Here is a 19,307-nt window from a genome sequence, read left to right on the forward strand (position 1 = left end):
TCGTAATGAACGCCCAGAACGAGAGCACGCAGACGGTAATGCTTATGAAAATCACTTTGGCTTTGGTACTCAATGCGTCACCCCCTAGTACTCAATGTCCGATGAGAAATATTTGAACTGCACGATGGATATGAGAATGATGATGGCAGCGAGCACGAACGATTGAGCCGACGCCAATCCGAAATCGTAGAACACAAACGCGGTTTGGTAAATCAAATACGCAATCGTCGTCGTGGCAAAGTTCGGACCGCCCTGCGTCATCAAATAGACGCTAATGAACACCTGGAACGATGTAATGACCCCTGTCACGAGCAAATAAAGCGTCGTCGGCTTCAAGAGAGGCCAAGTAATCTTGGTAAACTTCGCCCAGCCGCTGGCATGGTCGATATCCGCCGCTTCATACAGCGATTTCGGAATGCCTCCCATAGCTGCCAAATATAAAATGATCCCGCCCCCGTGGGAGCCGAGGTAAGTCATCAGCATGAGCGAAAACAGGGCGCTGTTCGACTTTCCCAGCCAAATGACCGGATCGAGTCCGAACCAGCTTAATACGGTATTCATAAGCCCCGTAGGGGTCGGATCGAAGATGGCCAGCCAGACGAGCGAGATCGTAACGCCGGAAGCGACTCCCGGCAAATAGAGCGCCGCTTTGAAGAACGTCTGCCACGACTGCTTCATCTGAAAAATAAAGAAGGCCAGCCCGAAGGTAATGATAATATTAACCGGAACGGTGCCTACCGTGAAAATAACGGTGTTTTTCAGCGACTTCCAAAACACCTCGTCCATGAACATATACCGGTAATTGTCCAGTCCCACCCATGTCGTCTTCATGACCGTGTGCTTTTGGAAGCTCATCATAAACGCCGAAATGACCGGGTAGAGCGTAAAGATGAGAAACAGCAGCACCGGGACAAGAATGAACAAATAAGCCCAGCCGTATTCCCTTATAAACTGCCTGACGGGAGAAGCCGTTCGTTGGTCCTTGACGGAGCGATTCGGTACCGGATGTGAATTGTGCATCGCCATTCTCCTTATTCCTTATTTCTTGTAAGCCACCCCTTGCACAGGGAAAAAAGGAGCCCCATATGAGCTCATATAGGGCCGCCGGATTTCTTACTGACCAAAAATTTGTTTCCCTTTCGCCTTGAATTCCTCGGCAATCTGCTCAGGCTTCTTCTCGCCTGCGAACAATGCCTGGAACGCCGGCTTCTGCACCTGCTCTTGGAACTGCTTCAGCTTCGTCGATTTGTCGACATCCAGCTCGCTCTCGATGGAAGTAACCGTGCTCTTGGTAAAGTTTTGCGCTGCTGCCCAGTTGTGAGGCGTCGCCTTGCTTTTGCCCTCGAACAGTTTGGCTTGGGATTTGCGGACGAACGGCAGATTCAGCTCGTTAGAGGAATTGCCGGCCTTCGCTCCGCTAAGTGCCTCCATGACGAGGAAGGCGTTTTTGGCGTGCTGCTCGCCTTTATCGTTCTTCTGTTTAAACATCACGTAGCCTTCGCCCATGACGTACGTTTTGCCCGGAGCGCTCTCATGGTGAGGAACCGGCAGGTAAATGTAGTCGATCTTCTCGCCCTTCACTTTGCCTGCGTCGATATCCTTGTTGCGGTTCGCAATGATCGTATCGTAATAAGGCAGCGCCTTGCTGATGACAGCCGCTTTGCCGTCATACAGCATTTGCGTTCTTTGTTGCGGAGACAATGCGCCGGTTTCCTTCGGCATGATGCCTTCCTTCATCAGCGTATCGATGAATTTCAAGGAATCGAGGATTTTATTGTCGTTCCAAATAAAGTTGCCTTTGGCATCAACAACTTCGACCAGTCCGGCATTTTTCGTAATCATTTGGCTGAAGTCGAGACTCGTGCCGTCGGTAGCAAGCCCATATTGCATCGATCCGTCAGGGAGCTTCTTCGTCAGCTTTTTGCCGATTTCAATAAACTCCGACCAGGTCCAGCCCTTCTCCTGAATCTTCTTCCAATCGACTCCTGCTTCCTCCAGAATTCGCTTGTTGCCGCCCCAAGCCCATTGTCCCTGCGTCAAAGGCAGACCGTATTGCTTGCCTTGAATTTTACCGAGTTCGAGAGTGCCGGGCAGGTAGTCGTCCTTAATTTCCTGAGTCAAATACTTGTCGAGCTGGATAGCCAAGCCCGTATTCACGTAATGGCCGGATACGGCATGATAATACAGATCCGGCGGATCTCCGGCGTTCAGCGCCACGTCGAACTTCTTCGGTCCTTCCGCCCAGGAGAGCATTTCCGTTTCCACCTTGATGTGCGGATACTGTTTATTGAAATCGGCAACCAATTCCTTCAAGTCTTTCTCATAATCCAAATGAACGGGATAAGTCCATACCTTAACTACGTCAGGCTTGTTGTCGTCCTTGGCCGGCGGAGCCGCCGTATCGCCCTTCGGCTGTTCCGTCTTTGAGCAAGCGGATACGACTACAAGACTCCCGGCGAGCGTTAGTGCCAATAATTTACTAACCTTCATACGTCCATCCCCCAGTACATGGTTTTATTTATGATATTTCGTAAAACCGTTCTCCAGCTCGCGTATCGCCTGACGACTTCTATCCAGGAACATGACGGACTTCTCGTAATTGTCGCTGGCTACGGCGAGATACAAAATGTCGATGACATTCAGCTGAGTCATTCTTGATGCCATAGCTCCGCTGCGGATTTCGTTCTCCGTGGACGAAATGCATAGCGGAATATCCGTGAACGCTCCGAGCGTCGTGGCGCCGTATTTGGAAATGCTAATGGTCGTCGCTCCATTCTGCTTCGCGGCTCGGAGTGAAGCAATGACCTCCCGCGTCTCTCCCGAGTAGCTGATGCCTACGGCGACATCGTCCTCTGTCAGCGTTACCGCCGAGGTCAACTGCACGTGCGGATCGGCAAAGCAGAAGCACATCTTGTTGATGCGCAAAAACTTTTGCTGCGCGTCCTGGCCTATCAGATTGGAAGCTCCTATTCCGTAAAAATAAATGCGTTTGGCTCGACGGAGCGCTTCAACAGCGCGGCTTACCTGATTCAGATCCAAAATTTTGACCGTATCGCGTATCGATTGGATGTTGTTGTTAGATACGTTGTGCACAATAGTTTCGATGGAATCGTTCGAACGAATTTCTTGATAGCCGTGACTTTCCGCGGCGGCCTCCCGCAGATCTCCCGCAACCTTAAGCTTCAAATCCTGATAGCCTTTGACACCCATCGATTTGCATAGTCTGACGATGGCCGCCTGGGAGGCGCCGCTGAATTCGGCAAGCTGTGCGACCGACAGCTCGATCATGCTGCCCGGGTGCTCCAAAATATATTCCGCTACCTTCTTCTCTGAAGGGGTCAGATGCTCTATGATTTCCCGTAACCGGACAAGCCCCCCATTCAAAACTCACACCCTCTTTCATGTTATATTAAATTACATAATACGTATTGTTTTTGTAGGTCTCTGTTATTGATTACGTTTTCAATGAGTCGATTATACAATACATAAAATTTTATATCAATACAATTTTATTTTCATGAAATTTTATTTTACAAACCTAAATTCTTACTTTATACTCTAAATCAAAACTATGCGGGCTCTTTGTCCCCGGTCGAGAGAAGCGGCTGCTGTTTACAGTCGACAGTCCTTTCATTGGACCCTAACCTATTTATAAAGGAGCAAACTTATGTCCAATTTATTGAGCGAACTCACGACGGAACAACGCAATGAACATACGACCCACATCGACAGGCTCTCGTCCGAGCAGATCGTTGCCCTCATCAATGAAGAAGATAAGAACGTGACCATTGCCATTGAGCAAATAACGCCTTTCATCGCCAAAGCTGTGGATATCATTGTTGGCGCTTTCAAACGGGAAGGAAGATTGTTTTATGTCGGAGCCGGAACAAGCGGCCGTCTCGGCATCCTCGACGCATCGGAATGTCCGCCTACATACGGGACGATCCCGTCCATGGTGCAGGGTATTATTGCAGGCGGCGACCAGGCGATAAAGGAATCGGTCGAAGGCGCTGAGGATAACCCGGAACTGGGAGCGCGGGACATGGATACCTACGGCGTCACCTCCCTGGATGTCGTAGTCGGCATAGCCGCCAGCGGCAGAACTCCCTATGTGCTCGGCGCAATGAAGCGCGCGAAAGAAATCGGTGCCAAAGTGATCGGCTTATGCAATAATGAACATACACCTATGGTACAGACCGCGGATTTAATGCTGGAGGCTGTTGTCGGACCGGAAGTCATTCTTGGCTCTACCCGTATGAAATCAGGCTCCGCTCAGAAGCAGATTCTGAACATTTTGACTACCGCCTCTATGATTCAAATGGGAAAAGTGTACGAGAATCTTATGGTCGACGTCATGCCTTCGAACGAAAAGCTCGTCTTCCGCGCTAAACGAATCATCAGCATGGCGACCGGAGCGTCGGAGGAAGCTGTCCATCAAGCGTTCGTCCAATCCGGCGGCCATGTGAAAACGGCTATCGTCATGATTTTGGCGCAGGTGGATTTTAACGGGGCGAAACAGCTGCTGGAGCAAACCAATGGTTTCGTACGCCTGGCACTATTGCAGGCAGAAATGGAAGCAACGGAGCACATTAAGGGAGGAATGTAGGATGTTGGAAATTCGGACGGTCCGTCCGGAAGAGATGAACGATGCCATTGCATTGTCGGATGCCGTATTCCGGGATTCGGAGCAGGTGTCCATGGGAACCGCGTTCCCGGACGTGTTCTCCACAAGCTTGGGACAATCGTACGGCGCGTTCGATAACGGAAAGCTTGTTTCCTTCATGGGCCTTGTGCCCGGTGTCATTCGTATCGGGCAAGCCCGCGTCAACGTGTATTTGCTGGGCTCGGTATGCACGCACACCGAACACCGCGGCCAAGGCTACGCCAGCCAAATTCTCGAGCGCATCTTCGAGCATATCGATAAAGCGGGAGCTTCCCTGCTGCTCGTATCCGGGGGACGCTCCTTGTACACTCGCGTCCATTGCCTTCCCTACGGGCAAATTCAGCGCTTCTCGCTGAATGCCGAGTCGACGGGGGAGCTGCAGGACAGCTCCGGACAGCTGACGCTGCGCGAGCTTGCGCCGACGGATTGGCTGCACCTGCACAAGCTGGCCGCAGCCCGGACCGCAGCCTTCGAGCAAAGCGTCTTTGATATCGCCAAGCTGATACAGAGCGAGGCGATCGTCAGCTGCATCAAGATGAAGCATCGCGTAGTGGTTGCCCAGAAAGCAGGCGTCCCTGTCGCCTACGCGGTCATTGCCGTTCCGAATCCGCCTTACACAAACAAGCGGACTCCGTTCGTTGTCGAGCATGCCGGTGATGCGCAAGCGATCGCCATGCTTGCAGACTATGCGCGTGAGCGATATGGATTGAGCGAAATTCGCGTCGCCGTATCCCCGCATGAAACCGGGCTGTTGGAAGCAATGGCGCCATTCGAATCGAAAACGGAGAAAAACCAGGGAACGGTCAAGATCGTCAGCCTTCCACGCTTACTCGAGCAATTGCAGCCCTATTGGCAGAGCCATCCTGGAGCGGCGCAAGCTCTGCAATCGTTGTCGGCAGAAGCTCTGGAGGAGGACATGATCCGTCTTACCGTACACGGACAGTCCTTCACGCTGAATCCGCAGCAGGTCATCTCGCTCGTATTCGAAGGCGAACTCCCATCGGAAGCCGATTCCCAGGCTGCTGCAGCGCTGTCAGCCCTGTTCCCGGTTCCGTTTCCTTTCACGGATGGGCTTAATTACGTGTAAACGTATTTCTCGCACGTTCGCTCGGTTGGTTAACATCAATAGCCATTAAAAAAAACAGCCGGAGACATGAGTATCATGTTCCGGCTCAGGCTGTTGATAAACCTGGCTTACCCGTTGTTTAGTTGCAACGGACCGTAGATCCTTTATTTTACCCAAAATGGCTCAGTATGCAGGGTGATCGGACTCTAGATCCCTTATTTCGTGAAAATACACATGTTTCTCAGGTAAAACTAGCAAATAACGGACTCTCGGTCCGATCGCATTCCAAAAGCAGCATCATTTCAGGAAATAACGGATCTCCTGTCCGATCGATCTTCGTAAGGCTTGACTGGAGAGTGCCTCCACCAACCGAAATATATAATCAAAACACGAGTACCTAGGTATCTCAACAAGCCCAACCGGAGACATGAGTATCATGTTGTTCCGGCTTTTTCTATTCTTGTCTTGGCAGGTCCGACAATCATACCGCCCATCTCGAACCTCCTGGATAAGGGCACCCTCGTTCCTTAAGCAGCGCCCGGACCTGCACGAAGCATCCGCAATGGCGGCATGTGTGCGAATCAAGCAGCGATTCACACTCCCGGCAGCGTACCAATCTTTGCTCGTACACATCGTCCGGCACGCAATCGGATGGCGTGCGCCGCACGACGTCGGTCAGGCGGACGATTTGCTCCGCCGTGACTTCCATGGCGCCGGGACAGCCGCGGCACGGTGGCGTCGCCATAGCCATCAACCTAGGGTCAGCAGGACCACGGACATCGGCGGCAGCACTGCGATTACCGCTCCGTTCCTCAGCTCCGCGCCCGTGAATTCCACCGCTTGCACGGCCGCCGGCTCCGCAAACGTGTTATGCGCGTTCATGCGCTCCGCCGTGACGATCCGCCCGGCAACATCCGACCCCGTACCGGCATCGGTCTCCGCTCCCCGCAGCTCCAACCGGACGGAGGCTTCCGCCTCATGATCGACGTTGCACAGCGTAATCCGCGTCCGCCCGTCCGTTCCTTTCGAAGCCGAGACGCTGATTTGCGGCAGCGTCGCCCCTTCATACGTATACGGCTCCGATTCCAGCACCCGTACATCCAGCAGCTCCGCATCCTGATGACCTTGGAACAGGTCGAACACATGATAGGTCGGCGTTGTCACCATAGCTCCGCCTTCCGTCAAAATCATCGCCTGAAGCACGTTGACCGTCTGGGCGATGTTGGCCATCTGCACCCGGTCGCAGTGATTGTTGAAAATATTCAGCGTCACCCCGGCGACCAATGCATCGCGCAGCGTATTTTGCTGGTACAGGAAGCCCGGATTCGTTCCCGGCTCAGGGTCGAACCAGGTGCCCCATTCGTCGACGATCATGCCGACCCGCTTCTCCGGATCATATTTGTCCATGATCGTCGCATGCTTCGTAACCAGCTCATTCATCGCCTGCGCTTTGCGGATGGTCGTGAACCATTCGTGGACCTCGAAGTCGGTCGCCGAGCCCTTCTTCTGCCACACTCCCGGAACCGTGTAATAGTGCAGGCTCAAGCCGTGCATATGCCGGCCCGCCTCGCGCATGAGCACCTCGGTCCAGTTGTAATTAAAATCGTTCGCCCCGCCCGCGATTTTGTACACCTTGTTCTCGCCGAAATTGCGCACATACGTCTGAAACTGCCGGTATACGTCCGCATAATATTCCGGCCTCATGCTGCCGCCGCAGCCCCAGTTCTCATTGCCTACGCCAAAATATTTCAGCTTCCACGGCTTTTCCCGCCCGTTTCTTCTACGCCAATCGGCCATGGGCGACTCTCCGTCGAAGGTCATGTATTCGATCCATTCCTGCATTTCCTGCACCGTTCCGCTGCCCACGTTGCCGCAAATATACGGCTCGCAGTCCAGCAGCTCGCACAACCGCATAAATTCGTGAGTTCCGAAATGGTTGTTCTCAACCAGTCCGCCCCAATGCGTGTTGACCATGCGCTTGCGGGTTTCCTTCGGCCCTACGCCGTCCTTCCAATGGTACTCGTCCGCGAAGCAGCCTCCCGGCCAACGAAGAGCCGGAATATTGACCTTCTTAAGCGCTTCCAGCACGTCGTTGCGGAAGCCTTCCGTATTCGGAATCGGCGAATCCTCCCCTACCCAAATACCTTCGTAAATGCATCGCCCGAGATGCTCGGCGAAATGGCCGTAAATATTTTTGTTAATGGTGCCCCGGGTGATGTCCGTGTTAATAACGATGCGAGTTGTCACGAGAATCGTCCCTTTCTCCATGGTTTGCATACCAGAGTTTAATTAGATTAATAAATATGTAAATTTAAATAACGAAAACATTAACAACTAATAGTTAATCATACACGAAACCCTTTGACAAGTCTCTTTTGGCTTAACAATGTTGACTTTGTTGAATTTATGTTTATATTAATTACATAGACAAGGTTTCATTTCTAGCCGAATGGGAAGAAGGAGCATCTTATGCTAAAAGCTACAACAGACTCTGTTTATTTGCCCCTGTACGAGGCGCTGGCAAGCGAGGTTAGGCTTCGCATTGTGCAAATGCTGGCGGTACAGCCTATGAATATAAAAGAAATCGCCCATGAGCTCAAGCTGAGCAGCGCGATCATCACGATGCATATCCGCAAGCTGGAGGCGGGCGGGCTCATCCGGACGCAGCTCGTCCGCAAAGAGGGCGGTACTCATAAAATGTGCTCCTTAGCCATAGAGCGCATCCAGATCGACCTTCCGCACAGCGGTACTCCGCAGCGGCATGTGTACGAAAGCGTCATTCCCATCGGGCACTACACGGAGTTCGACATTCATCCGACCTGCGGTCTTGCGACCAAGGAGAAGGTGATAGGGCAGTTCGACGATCCGCGGTATTTTATGGAGCCGGAACGGATGCATGCGCATATCCTCTGGTTCGGCAAAGGGTATGTAGAGTACCGCATTCCGAATTATCTGCTTCCCGGTCAGCAGCTGGAGGAGATCGAAATTACGATGGAGCTGGGCTCGGAAGCGCCGGGCGCGAACGACAATTGGCCGTCGGACATACGCTTTTACTTGAACAATGTGCCCCTCGGTCAATGGACCAGCCCCGGAGATTACGGAAGCAGCAGGGGACGGTATGCGCCGGACTGGTGGTGGACGGGACTGAATCAGTACGGACTCTTGAAGGTGATTCGCATTCAAGAGGACGGAACCTTCATCGACGGGCAGCTAATGTCGGAAACCGGCTTGGCCGACCTGCCGCTCGACCGCAATCATTGGACGTTGAGGCTTGCGGTGGAGGAGGATTCTACGCACGTCGGAGGCTTGACGATATACGGCGAAGGCTTCGGCAACTACAGCCAGGATCTGCTGTACCGCGTGTATTATCGCTGAGCATAGTCGGCTGCGGCTACGGATTCAGCTGTAGGTTCAACAACAAACAGCGCCGGGAAAGAACATGAATTCATGTCCGTTCCTGACGCTGTCTTTTCATTCTATGATCTTTCGATAGAGTGCTCTATATGCTTTTACGTCTTCCGTCTATACGTCTATCGAATACACGTAAAACCCGCTTCTTTTCTCCCAGCCTACCGACGACCAGAAGCCGTTCCCTGCCGCATTATCTTCTAGAACGAACAAGTGGCACTTGTCGATCCCTTCTTTGCGCAGCTGCTCCAGGCTCGTTTGCACCAGCTTGTTGCCGAGCTGCTGTTTCCGGCAATCCGGATGTACAGCCACGTGATAGATGTACCCTCTTCTGCCGTCATGCCCGCACAGAATGGTTCCGACAATTTGATGATCCTGCTCGCCAACGTAGCTTAAGCCCTTGTTTCTGTCTAAATAGCTCTCGATATTGTCCCGGGAGTCGGCATTGCTTAACGCTAGCCCCTCAATGCTTTTCCAAAGCTCTATCATTTGCTCGTAGTCGCGGATGGTCATTTCTCTGATCGTGATCATAACGGTTGTTCCCCTCTAGGTGATGTATACCATGCCTTTGCTGTGAAAAAAAAGCCGCCTATCCAATCGCGGAAGTCTCATTCCGCCGCAGGCTGCTCGATGTACACTCTTTTGTATCCCTACAGTTATCATACTGCAAAATTCATGCCAATAACAGACTGGTAATTAATTTCTTATCGCCGATAATGGGTATATGTCCGAACAAAACAAAAGTTGGAAGCGGAGGTATGAAAATGAAAGTCGGAACTGCACGCACAATGGCGACAGAATGGGTTATACGGCAGGCCAGCCGGGAGGCAGGATTTATCGGGGCCTATTTCAGCGGATCGACGACAGGACTGCCCGATGATGCGGAGCTGTCGGCCTCCTCCGATATCGATGTCATGATCGTCACGGATCAAACCGAACCCCCGCTCAAGCTCGGGAAGTTTACGTACCGAGGCACGCTTGTAGAAGCAACGTACTTGTCGTTGAAAGAGCTCTCCTCTACTCAGGAGGTGCTCTCATCCCATCATTTGGCGAGCAGCCTTCGTCTCGATACGATCATCGCCGACCCGACAGGACAGCTGCGCAGCCTGCAAAGCGAGGTATCGCGCCATTTTGCCGAGTCGGTCTGGGTGCGGCGACGGTGTGTGAATGTGCTGCACAAAATCGAAAGCGGACTGCGTAACACGGATAATTCCGCGCCTCTGCACGATCAAGTGACGTCATGGCTATTCCCAACGGGAATCACCACGCATGTGCTCCTGTTAGCCGCACTACGCAATCCAACGGTAAGACTCCGCTACCTCGCCGCACGTAATGTGCTGCAAGAGTACGGCTTGGACAGCGTATACCCGGAGCTGCTGGGGCTGCTCGGCTGCGCCCATCTGACACCGAAGCGCATAGAGCAGCATGTCGACGGGCTCGCCCGAACCTTCGATGCCGCTGCGGCCGCAGCCAAGACGCCTTTCTTTTTCAGCACGGACATCTCCCCGGTATCTCGGCCCATCGCTATCGACGGGAGCTACGAGCTGATTCGGGCCGGCAACCATCGCGAGGCGATATTCTGGATCGTCGCCACCTACGCGCGCTGCCACAAAATATTGGCCGCCGATGCGCCGCATTTGCAGCATGAGCTCGCTCCGGCATTCGAAGCCGTCATCGCCGATCTTGGCATTGCCACAAGCGATGCACGTAAACGCCGAGCCGACGAAGTCATCCGTTTCCTTCCCAAGCTGCGGGAAACTGCTGAGGCGATTATGCTGGCCAACCCGGACATCGTGAACAAGTAATAAGGACTCGACACGCATGCTAAATCGCGTTCCTTACACCCTCCCGTGATAGTGATAAGGGACGGTGCCGCCCGGTTTTATTTTCAATGTATCAGGCAGGTAAGGCATGAGTTCATTGGCCGTATGCAGATCCATCCACCTCACTTCTTCAATGTCGTTGTCCGGATCCAAAATGCTCATGTCCCCGCCTACGATATTAGCCAAGAAAGTAAACATGATCGCGTGATGTCCCCTCTCTTCGAACAACGCCTCTCTGACCGAATACAGACCGGCGATCTCAATATCATAGCCGGACTCTTCCTTTGCTTCACGTATGGCGGCTTGCTCCAGCGTCTCTCCTTCCTCTACAGCGCCGCCCGGGATGCTCCAATAGGAGGAGTCTCCTTTTTGATTTCTCACCATTAGTATTTTTTCATTGGACGAATCGAATATTAATGCGCATGCCACATTCACTCTAATCACCTGGCGCACCTCCAAAAATAATGACGACACAAAACAAACATAAGCAGACTGCCGCAGCAGCCCGTCCGTTACATAATCGACCGGTTATTTTATCGTACCATAAAGCTCCGCCCGAGTGCTCCCTGCTTTTCATATTTCCGCATGCCAAGCACAATGCTTACAAAAGAAAAAATCCGGGGATAGGTTCCCGCGGATTTTCCTAGAAGCGCTGCGGTTCGTCAGCGCAGCGGTATGGACTTAATCTCTTACTTCTTCATCTTAGCGTCATAAGCTGTTTGATAGATTTCCAAATAGCGCTTCAAATTCATATTTTCCAGGTTTTTCAGGTAACCGTCCCAGTCTTTATCCAAGTTTGCATCCCCGATGATGAAACGGGCGATCATTTCCTGAACATGGTCCGTTATCGTTTTCTCCAGATCTGCGAGCTCCATGGCCTGATCATTGGTGAAGAACATTTGCGGCAGAACGGTATTCAAATTCTGTTTGTAAGGCTCATAGTTCTGTTTGGTTTGGTTATACAGGATCGTCTCTTGCGGATTTTTTGGATCAGCAACCTGGCCTAACCGCAAATCATTGGTTCTGAGCGTCGGTGCGGTTTGCGACCAGGAGACATTTTGTACCGTCGGCAGGATGACATCGGTCTTTTTCCAAATGGCCGGTTTTCCGTTAATGCCCAGCTCGCTTTTATCGGCGTATTTCCACTCAACATCCAGTCGGCCAATCGTTTCACGCATTGTCATTTCTTCATTGTACAGCAAATCTGCAAGCCGGAACGCGGCTTCCGGGTTTTTACTAGCTTTTGTAATAATAAAACGTCCTTGTCCCACGCTGTTGTTAAGCGGTGTAATTTGCACCCCTTTAGGTCCCTTAAGCGGCGGAACCGCAACTACATCAAGCCATCTGCCGCTAGGTCCGTTAAATGTCGTGAATACCCCGTTATGCTGAGCGATGGCCGCTCCTAGAATGTTGATGTCAGGATTTTCCCCCATCTGTCTCGCCTGATCTCTATCCTGCGTGAACGATTGCGGAGCGATCAGTCCTTCGACATACAGCTTGTGCAAGTAGGCCAAGCCATCTTTCCACTCCGGCTTATTGTAAGGGACATCCACTTTCCCATTGTTTACAAACAGCCGGTTCCAGTTGTTTTGTCCGACCCCGTTGGCGCTCGAGTCCAGAATAAAAGCATTCATAATAAATGAATCGATATTTACGTTAGGACCTACAGCCGCCCCTGCCATAGGAATCTCATCCGCCTTGCCGTTGCCGTTGGGATCCTTGGTCTTGAACGCTTTCAGCACTTCGTACAGCTCGTCGGTCGTCTTAGGTACAGCCAGTCCCAGTTTGTCCAGCCACGGCTTGTAGATCCACAGCTTCTGCGACATGGAGCAGTGGAAGCATTCGTTGACCATTGGCAGTGCATAAATCTTTCCTCCCGGCGCCGTAATGGCTTCTTTAACGCCCGAAACCTTTTCGAACATTTTCTTCGTCTCGACTCCATATTTGTCGATGTAAGGAGTAAGGTCAAGGAAATCCCCTTGAGTTCCATAGATGAGCTGCTGAGTAGGAGAAACTCCGAAGCCCATAATCACATCAGGCAAATCTCCGCTTCCCAGTACGAGATTCAGCTTCTCTGTAGCCGATTTCTCCGGAGCAACATCCCATTCGATATGAATGTTCGTCTTCTCTTCAAGAAACTTGGTAAATTCATTTTTGGAGAAATCCTCTACGAACGGACTTCCCTTCACAAGAACCTTTATCGTCGTCTTTTCATTCGTGATCGGCAGCTGTCCGGCCGGATTCACCGTTACCTGCTGTGATTTCCCTGAAGCTTCTTTGGAATCTCCTTTATCCGCACAACCGCTTAGCAGCGTCGTGGTAGCTACCGCCAAGCCCAAGCCTACCGAAACCCATTTTTTCATCTGCATGCTGTTAATCCCCCTTTGAATTTTGCCAATCCATGACCACGTCATCATATAGCGTCTTAGCCTTTTAACGAACCGATCATAACACCCTTCACAAAATGCTTTTGTACAAACGGATATACCACAAGCAGCGGAACCGATGATACTACAATGAGCGAGTATTTTAACAAAGACCGCAATCCTTCCCGGCTCGCTTGATCCTCTAAGTTGGATAACATGCTTACATCCACCTCGTTTTGTACGAGAATCTCCCTTAACACGAGCTGAAGCGGATACAAAGACGGCTGTTTCAAGTAAATCAAGGCATTAAAATATTGGTTCCAATACCCTACGGCCGAGTAGAGCATAATGACGGCAATAATCGGACCCGATAGCGGGATGACGATTTGCCATACGAATTTGAAATCATTGCAGCCGTCCAATTGGGCAGCCTCCAGCAATTCATCCGGTATCGTCGTCTTGAAATACGTACGCGCAATAATGACATTGAACACACTCAGGGCGCTAGGCAAAATCATGGCCCACACCGTATTTAACATGCCTAAATCTTTTACCAGAATATAGCTTGGAATCAATCCGCCGGAAAATATCGTAGTAAATACGAATAACAGCATGAAAGCGTTCTTACCGAACAAGTCTCTTCGCGCCAACGGATAAGCAGCCATAACCGTCAAGACAACATTGATCAAGGTTCCTGCAACCGTATAAAATACGGAGTTCCGAAACGAGCTCCAAATGAGCTTGTGCTTGAAAACCGCAGCATAGCCTTCAAGGCTTGGCTCAACGGGCCACAGCCATACTCGTCCCGAGGTCACCGCATTCGGGCTGCTGAATGATGCGCTTACAATAAATAGAAGCGGATACAGCACCGTGATGAGGAATAGCGCAAGGATGACATAATTGATGATGTTAAACCAACGGTCGGTTCTGCCTTCTTTTATATTGATGTAATCCATCTCGGTTTCCTCCCCTCTTCGGATCTACCATAGGCTCTCCTGCTTCGCTCTTCTGGCGATGGAGTTGACCGTCACCAGCAGTACCAAGCCTACAACCGATTTGAATAAATTGATCGCCGTTGAGTAAGAGTAATTCATCGCTTGGGAAGCAAGCCCCACCTTGTACACGAACGTATCAATAACTTCGGATGTCCGTACGTTCAGTGAATTTTGCATCAACAGTACCTTCTCGAAGCCGAGATCAAGAATGTGCCCCGTATTCATAATCAGCAATATAATCATGACCGGGATAATACTCGGAAGGTCGATATGGAACATCCGTTGAAATTTGTTGGCGCCGTCAATGACAGCCGCTTCGTGTTGAGCCGGGTCTACTCCGGCAAGGGCGGCCAAGTAAATGATGCAGGAGAAGCCCACGTTCTGCCAAATGCCGGACCAAACATAGATCGAGCTGAAATATTCCGGAATCGCCATGAAATTGATCGGTTCAAAGCCCAGCTGGACCAGCAGCAGATTCACAAGCCCTTTGCGCGGGTCAAGCAGCTCCAGAATGATGCCTACCATAACAACCACGGAAATAAAATGCGGTGCGTAGGTAATCATTTGTACTGTTTTTTTGAAAAACTGGTTTTTTACATAATTCAACGATAACGCCAAAATGATTGGAAACGGGATCCCGGCAAGCAAGCTATATATGCTAATGATCAGCGTATTTTTCATCAGCTTTCCAAACTCATAGGAATTGAAAAACCGGATAAAATGCTTGAAGCCTACCCACTCGCTTCCCGTAATTCCCTTGGATGCAATATAATCCTTAAACGCGATTTGCGCTCCATACATAGGATAATACTTGAATACAAGGACGTAGATAACCGGAAGTGCGAGCAAAGTGTACAATTGCCAGCTTCGCTTCAGCTGCTTCCAGCGGGAAACCTGCTGACTTCTGGTCTTTGTTACACTGCCGTTTTCCGCCTTTACCGTTGCAACCGCTTTCGTCATGCGTTTGTCTCCTTTCTTTTCTGAATACGTTCATCATAAGAGGAACGGCCCGAAGACGGTAGAAGAAAGCGTTTAAATGCTGTGCAATAGTTAGGATTTTACCTTTTGCACTTCGATATTTTCTATACAAAAGTAAAGAAAAACGGCTTATTCAGCCGTGAGGGTGTTGAGAAACCAATGAAAATCGAAATTTATTATATACTCCGGTGGGATATGCCCCTCCAGCCGCTGTTGAAACCTGTGATTCTGATTAGAATAAGCGGTATTTTCACAGGTTTCAAAGGCGGACGTAAACTCCTCCGAGGCATATTCCCACCTACCTATTACAAAAATTTTGAGAAAGTAAGGCTTCTCAGCAGTCTGCCGGCTTATTCAGCCGTGTTTTTCAAGTATCAGCTTCTTATAAACGGTAGGACTAACCCCATGCAGCCGTTTGAACGCTCTGCTAAACGTACTGTGTGAGCTGTAGCCGACATGCTCGGAAATCTCGTTTACCGTCTGACCTGTCGAATGAAGCAGCACTTTGGCCTGCTCCATACGAAGATTCTCTAAATAATCCGAGAAATTAATGCCGGTTTGCTCTTTGAAAAATTGGGATAAATACACTTTGGATATCCGCATTTGATCGGCTACTTTGTCAAGACAAAGCTCGCTGTCCATATACGAGTTTTGAAGCAAGGAAATTATCGTCTCGATCAGCTCTACATTTTGACTCTTCTTATTTTCGTTCGCGTTGTCACATACCCATTGGAACGTAGCTTTAATCGATTCAAAATTTTTGCACATGCTGTCGTAGGAATCGTTGCTGCCATGCAGCGCAGTCATTTGGTTGTACACGTTCTGAAGATCGAGCTCCATCTGCGGCAGCAGCTTTACCAGGCAGCCCCACATTTCGAACAGAAACAGCTTCATAACCGATATCGACAGATGCCGGTGCTCGAAGTTTTCGCGGTATAGCTCGTCCAGCACATAGTTGACCTCGGTTTGATCGCCTGCTTTTGCCAAGTGAATTAATCGAGTCTCGACATCCTGAGGAAAGTAGTAATGGTTCATATCGGTAGGGAGCTCGTCATACCATAGTCCCCCTTCTTTGTTGTTCCATATTTGCGCATTTAACGCTTCACGTGCCTGCTCATAAGACCGGGAAATCCCTGTGAGACTGTCACACACCCCGCCCATGCCATAGACAGGCACAAGCTTGAGCTGTTCGGCAATGTTCTCTTTCGTTTCCTTCAGCTTCTGCTCGACATAATCTTTGTAGAACCCGACTTGCTCCTCTTTATAAATAAAAAGCACGGCAAATTGATCATCGGCTATATCATAAACGAAGCCATCGTAATCCATTGATTTGCGCAGAGTCTCTTTGGCCAACACCCGCTTCATATCGAGCTCCTCAAGCAGATCGCTGCTGTAGCCATTATCGAAGCCTCGTAAATGAACGATCGTTACCATATAGGACATCCCTTGCAAATCCAGTCCGACATGCTTTAGCAGCACATCCGCATCGCGTGCAGAGACGAATTGACCGTTAAGAAGCCGTTGAAAATACGCCGCCCGCAAAAGAGGAACCTGTTGTGAGATCTCGGCTTGGAGCCGATGATTATTTTGAAACAGACCGCTGACCGTTTCACCTATAAACCCTAAGGCATCCCGCTGCTGTGAAAGCGCATCCGTTTTTTCCAATATCATATTCACAATCTTCCGAAGCGGACGGCTGTTGCGGTATGCTAATACATAAGCGATGAAAATCCCTGCAACGAGGAACACACAGGCGAAAGTAAAAATAATTTTTTGGATATAGCGAACCTTGGCTAATACGACAGACGTCGGCTGCCCGACCAAATAAGTCCATCCGTTATAGCTGGATTTCGTATAGGTAACCATCATCGGTTTGGCATCCAGCTCTTGTTCTATTACTCCTTTGGAGCCCGTCAGCTGTTTGATATCAAAGGGGAGATCCGTTCCCGTTCCGGCAGACAAGGAACTAATAATTTTACCTTCATTGTCTAATATATAAGCCCAACCGCCCTCCGAAATATGAATCCCTTGAAACAGCTTCTGAATCTCCCTCTGATCGATCATTACGGCGATAACCCCCTGAGGACTCCCCGGGTACCCAATCGATTGGAGATAGGTGAGCATCGAATACGGTATCCCTTGCAGCGTTACGTCTTGGGCGGGCAGCATATGCCGCGTATGGAATTGATTAGCGATTAGGGAGGACCACTTTTTAGCATCGATTTCATTATAGTTGGCAACCGTTTTAAAAAAATGCTCATACGTGTAGCTTGCCCCCGGGGTAAACACCATTTCGCTGTTTTTAAACAAGACGTAATAATTAAAGACGAAGTTGTTGGACAGCTTATAATCGTATAGGCTCTTGTTCATGTCCATAATTCGGTAAGTATTCGTCCCGATAAACGGGTTGACGACCGGTTGAAACTGAATGATTCGCGTATCTGCCGCGAGCTGCTGGGTAATGGAAGCCAGCTCCTCCAGCCTTCGATCCAGCACATCCTTACTTTGTTCAAGCAGGTTCATATGACTCTCAGTCGCTTCTCTCTCTATCAATACAATCGTCTTCTGATAGATCATCCAGCCGATCAACATGGCAAATATAAGAAATACAAGATATGGAATGAGAAGACGGGCAAAGAGACGGTGCCTTCCCTTGGCACGTATTGCATCGCTTTTTATAAGCAACGGAGATACCCCCAATTCAAATGGACTCCAGCTTGATGAGCTGCTGCCGGACCCTGGAGCTCGCTAGTATTTTAGACTCATTTTCAAAATGTAAGTGCTTCCTTTCACACATTATACCATATCTTCCTGTCGAAAATTGACGTTAAATAATCTTTTAAGATGGTTTACTAGAGTGAACAAAAAAAGAGCTTCACCTTATTCAGATGAAGCCCTTAAAGAAATATTCCTTATGTATAAAAGATCAGCCGCACTCTCTGCTCCTAAATCCTTCTCGCCAGCTTCAGAACAAACTCCGGCTTCGTAACATAATCCATATAATGGATAGCGCCTTTGAAATCCAAATAGGCTTGATATCGCGTCCGGATAGCCGATGACGTAATCATATCGAGAACGTGCTCCTTAGAAACCCAGCGGCTTTCCGATGTTTCCTCCGACGTGCACAGCTGTCCTCCCACGGGCTTGCAAATGAAATCGAGCATGACTTTTGTCGGAACGTCGGTAACGCCGTCATGCCATTTGTAGCCGGAAGTATTCGAGTACACTCCGATCAGCTGTTCAACAACCGTATCGATCCCGCTCTCTTCTTTGATCTCTCTGCATAATGCATCGATCAGATTTTCTCCCGCCTCCACCTGCCCGCCGGGATATACCCAGCCTTCATTGTGGGTTTTGACCAGCAAAATTTCTCCTTGCCCGTTCTCTACAATCCCTCCGACCGCTACAATATGAGTTGGCATTGCCATGGTCATTACCTCCTAGAATTAGTTTGTTTGAGACGTTTTCCACCTACCTTCTATATTTGTATATATTTCCACCTGCATCAATGGGCGGCTCCTGATAACTGCCTCACTTTGATTCTATGAGCTTGGCGGGCTATCTTCACAAAAAAAGCGGCAGCAGAGTGAACGTTCCCGCTGCGCGCTTGCACACAAACAAGGGCCGCCAATCGGCAGCCCTTAACCTCAATATTTTCTTCCGAACCTCTGACCTAATTCCTCTCTTGAGCCAGCGCCTGAAAATCGATTTCCAGAAACCGCGTCACTTCCGTCTCCCAACGATCCCGGACGAAGCTGACATGCGCCGGGTGCGCGTTATACGCCTCATAGGCCGCCTGATCAGCAAACTCCATGGAGAAGCCGAAATCATAATCGTTCTTCGCGCTGACCTGTCTCAGCACTTCAAATTGCTCCACTTGCGGAATCGAGGTGAGAATCGACTGGCCATCCGCTAAAAACTTCTCCTCTTCCCGCGAGCCGCGCTCATGCCGGAGGCAGAAAATAACCATATGACGAATTCGTTGCCGGTCCATATCGATCGCTCCTT

The 19,307-nt window shown here is 50.2% G+C and carries 17 protein-coding genes; 4 read left to right on the forward strand and 13 right to left on the reverse strand.

The window, feature by feature from the left end; genetic code table 11:
• Positions 1-84: 84 nt before the first annotated feature.
• From DVH26_RS32460 to DVH26_RS32470, 3 genes are all read right to left on the reverse strand, one after another.
• Complete coding sequence (locus DVH26_RS32460; RefSeq protein WP_239629635.1) at positions 85-1,020, reverse strand: carbohydrate ABC transporter permease; 936 nt, start codon at positions 1,018-1,020, stop codon at positions 85-87.
• Positions 1,021-1,113: 93 nt separating this feature from the next.
• Positions 1,114-2,490, reverse strand: coding sequence for an ABC transporter substrate-binding protein (locus DVH26_RS32465; protein WP_239629637.1), 1,377 nt, complete (start codon positions 2,488-2,490; stop codon positions 1,114-1,116).
• Between the two features lie 24 nt (positions 2,491-2,514).
• Complete coding sequence (locus DVH26_RS32470; RefSeq protein WP_239629639.1) at positions 2,515-3,384, reverse strand: MurR/RpiR family transcriptional regulator; 870 nt, start codon at positions 3,382-3,384, stop codon at positions 2,515-2,517.
• Positions 3,385-3,667: 283 nt separating this feature from the next.
• Here DVH26_RS32470 and murQ point away from each other — a divergent pair, with 283 nt between their 5' ends.
• The gene (gene murQ / locus DVH26_RS32475; protein ID WP_239629641.1) at positions 3,668-4,606 is read left to right on the forward strand and encodes an N-acetylmuramic acid 6-phosphate etherase; all 939 of its coding nucleotides are present in this window, start codon (positions 3,668-3,670) and stop codon (positions 4,604-4,606) included.
• Between the two features lies 1 nt (position 4,607).
• Complete coding sequence (locus DVH26_RS32480; RefSeq protein WP_239629643.1) at positions 4,608-5,750, forward strand: GNAT family N-acetyltransferase; 1,143 nt, start codon at positions 4,608-4,610, stop codon at positions 5,748-5,750.
• 460 nt (positions 5,751-6,210) lie between these two features.
• Here DVH26_RS32480 and DVH26_RS32485 read toward each other — a convergent pair whose 3' ends face one another.
• Together DVH26_RS32485 and DVH26_RS32490 are read right to left on the reverse strand one after the other, a co-directional pair.
• Positions 6,211-6,474: a DUF6171 family protein gene (locus tag DVH26_RS32485; RefSeq protein WP_239629646.1), complete on the reverse strand. Its 264-nt coding sequence runs from the start codon at positions 6,472-6,474 to the stop codon at positions 6,211-6,213.
• Between the two features lie 5 nt (positions 6,475-6,479).
• The gene (locus DVH26_RS32490) at positions 6,480-7,976 is read right to left on the reverse strand and encodes an alpha-N-arabinofuranosidase (RefSeq protein ID WP_275590437.1); all 1,497 of its coding nucleotides are present in this window, start codon (positions 7,974-7,976) and stop codon (positions 6,480-6,482) included.
• 222 nt (positions 7,977-8,198) lie between these two features.
• On the opposite strand from DVH26_RS32490, the gene DVH26_RS32495 reads away from it, so the two are divergent.
• Positions 8,199-9,104, forward strand: a complete 906-nt coding sequence (locus tag DVH26_RS32495; protein WP_239629651.1) for an ArsR/SmtB family transcription factor — start codon at positions 8,199-8,201, stop codon at positions 9,102-9,104.
• Between the two features lie 147 nt (positions 9,105-9,251).
• Here DVH26_RS32495 and DVH26_RS32500 read toward each other — a convergent pair whose 3' ends face one another.
• Positions 9,252-9,668 carry a GNAT family N-acetyltransferase gene (locus DVH26_RS32500; protein WP_239629653.1) on the reverse strand — a complete coding sequence of 139 codons (417 nt, stop codon included), beginning with the start codon at positions 9,666-9,668 and terminating at the stop codon, positions 9,252-9,254.
• Between the two features lie 233 nt (positions 9,669-9,901).
• Between DVH26_RS32500 and DVH26_RS32505 the strand changes: the two genes are divergently transcribed.
• Positions 9,902-10,942, forward strand: a complete 1,041-nt coding sequence (locus tag DVH26_RS32505; protein ID WP_239629655.1) for a hypothetical protein — start codon at positions 9,902-9,904, stop codon at positions 10,940-10,942.
• A 33-nt stretch (positions 10,943-10,975) separates the two neighbouring features.
• On the opposite strand, the gene DVH26_RS32510 is transcribed toward DVH26_RS32505, so the two are convergent.
• The 7 genes from DVH26_RS32510 to DVH26_RS32540 form a co-directional block, all read right to left on the reverse strand.
• Positions 10,976-11,404 (reverse strand): NUDIX hydrolase, encoded by a 429-nt coding sequence (locus tag DVH26_RS32510; RefSeq protein ID WP_239629657.1) that lies wholly within the window; start codon positions 11,402-11,404, stop codon positions 10,976-10,978.
• A gap of 245 nt (positions 11,405-11,649) precedes the next feature.
• Positions 11,650-13,329 carry an ABC transporter substrate-binding protein gene (locus DVH26_RS32515; protein ID WP_239629660.1) on the reverse strand — a complete coding sequence of 560 codons (1,680 nt, stop codon included), beginning with the start codon at positions 13,327-13,329 and terminating at the stop codon, positions 11,650-11,652.
• 56 nt (positions 13,330-13,385) lie between these two features.
• On the reverse strand, positions 13,386-14,282 hold the full coding sequence (locus tag DVH26_RS32520) for a carbohydrate ABC transporter permease (RefSeq protein WP_239629662.1): 897 nt from the start codon (positions 14,280-14,282) through the stop codon (positions 13,386-13,388).
• A gap of 24 nt (positions 14,283-14,306) precedes the next feature.
• A complete protein-coding gene (locus DVH26_RS32525; protein WP_239629664.1) occupies positions 14,307-15,281 on the reverse strand; it encodes an ABC transporter permease in 975 nt (324 codons plus the stop codon).
• A 372-nt stretch (positions 15,282-15,653) separates the two neighbouring features.
• Positions 15,654-17,984, reverse strand: a complete 2,331-nt coding sequence (locus tag DVH26_RS32530; protein ID WP_239629666.1) for a helix-turn-helix domain-containing protein — start codon at positions 17,982-17,984, stop codon at positions 15,654-15,656.
• A 260-nt stretch (positions 17,985-18,244) separates the two neighbouring features.
• Positions 18,245-18,727 carry an NUDIX hydrolase gene (locus tag DVH26_RS32535; protein WP_239629668.1) on the reverse strand — a complete coding sequence of 161 codons (483 nt, stop codon included), beginning with the start codon at positions 18,725-18,727 and terminating at the stop codon, positions 18,245-18,247.
• Between the two features lie 245 nt (positions 18,728-18,972).
• Complete coding sequence (locus DVH26_RS32540; RefSeq protein ID WP_239629670.1) at positions 18,973-19,293, reverse strand: Dabb family protein; 321 nt, start codon at positions 19,291-19,293, stop codon at positions 18,973-18,975.
• Positions 19,294-19,307: the final 14 nt, after the last annotated feature.

This window comes from Paenibacillus sp. H1-7 (genome assembly GCF_022354825.1).
Taxonomy (GTDB): domain Bacteria; phylum Bacillota; class Bacilli; order Paenibacillales; family NBRC-103111; genus Paenibacillus_S.

Excerpts from the sequence above, each read along its gene's own strand:
- DVH26_RS32540 (WP_239629670.1), bottom strand. The coding sequence starts at position 19,293 with ATGGACCGGCAACGAATTCGTCATATGGTTATTTTCTGCCTCCGGCAT.
- DVH26_RS32525 (WP_239629664.1), bottom strand. The coding sequence starts at position 15,281 with ATGACGAAAGCGGTTGCAACGGTAAAGGCGGAAAACGGCAGTGTAACA.
- DVH26_RS32465 (WP_239629637.1), bottom strand. The coding sequence starts at position 2,490 with ATGAAGGTTAGTAAATTATTGGCACTAACGCTCGCCGGGAGTCTTGTA.
- DVH26_RS32480 (WP_239629643.1), top strand. The coding sequence starts at position 4,608 with ATGTTGGAAATTCGGACGGTCCGTCCGGAAGAGATGAACGATGCCATT.
- DVH26_RS32535 (WP_239629668.1), bottom strand. The coding sequence starts at position 18,727 with ATGGCAATGCCAACTCATATTGTAGCGGTCGGAGGGATTGTAGAGAAC.
- DVH26_RS32485 (WP_239629646.1), bottom strand. The coding sequence starts at position 6,474 with ATGGCGACGCCACCGTGCCGCGGCTGTCCCGGCGCCATGGAAGTCACG.
- DVH26_RS32495 (WP_239629651.1), top strand. The coding sequence starts at position 8,199 with ATGCTAAAAGCTACAACAGACTCTGTTTATTTGCCCCTGTACGAGGCG.
- DVH26_RS32505 (WP_239629655.1), top strand. The coding sequence starts at position 9,902 with ATGAAAGTCGGAACTGCACGCACAATGGCGACAGAATGGGTTATACGG.
- murQ (WP_239629641.1), top strand. The coding sequence starts at position 3,668 with ATGTCCAATTTATTGAGCGAACTCACGACGGAACAACGCAATGAACAT.
- DVH26_RS32500 (WP_239629653.1), bottom strand. The coding sequence starts at position 9,668 with ATGATCACGATCAGAGAAATGACCATCCGCGACTACGAGCAAATGATA.
- DVH26_RS32520 (WP_239629662.1), bottom strand. The coding sequence starts at position 14,282 with ATGGATTACATCAATATAAAAGAAGGCAGAACCGACCGTTGGTTTAAC.
- DVH26_RS32515 (WP_239629660.1), bottom strand. The coding sequence starts at position 13,329 with ATGCAGATGAAAAAATGGGTTTCGGTAGGCTTGGGCTTGGCGGTAGCT.
- DVH26_RS32460 (WP_239629635.1), bottom strand. The coding sequence starts at position 1,020 with ATGCACAATTCACATCCGGTACCGAATCGCTCCGTCAAGGACCAACGA.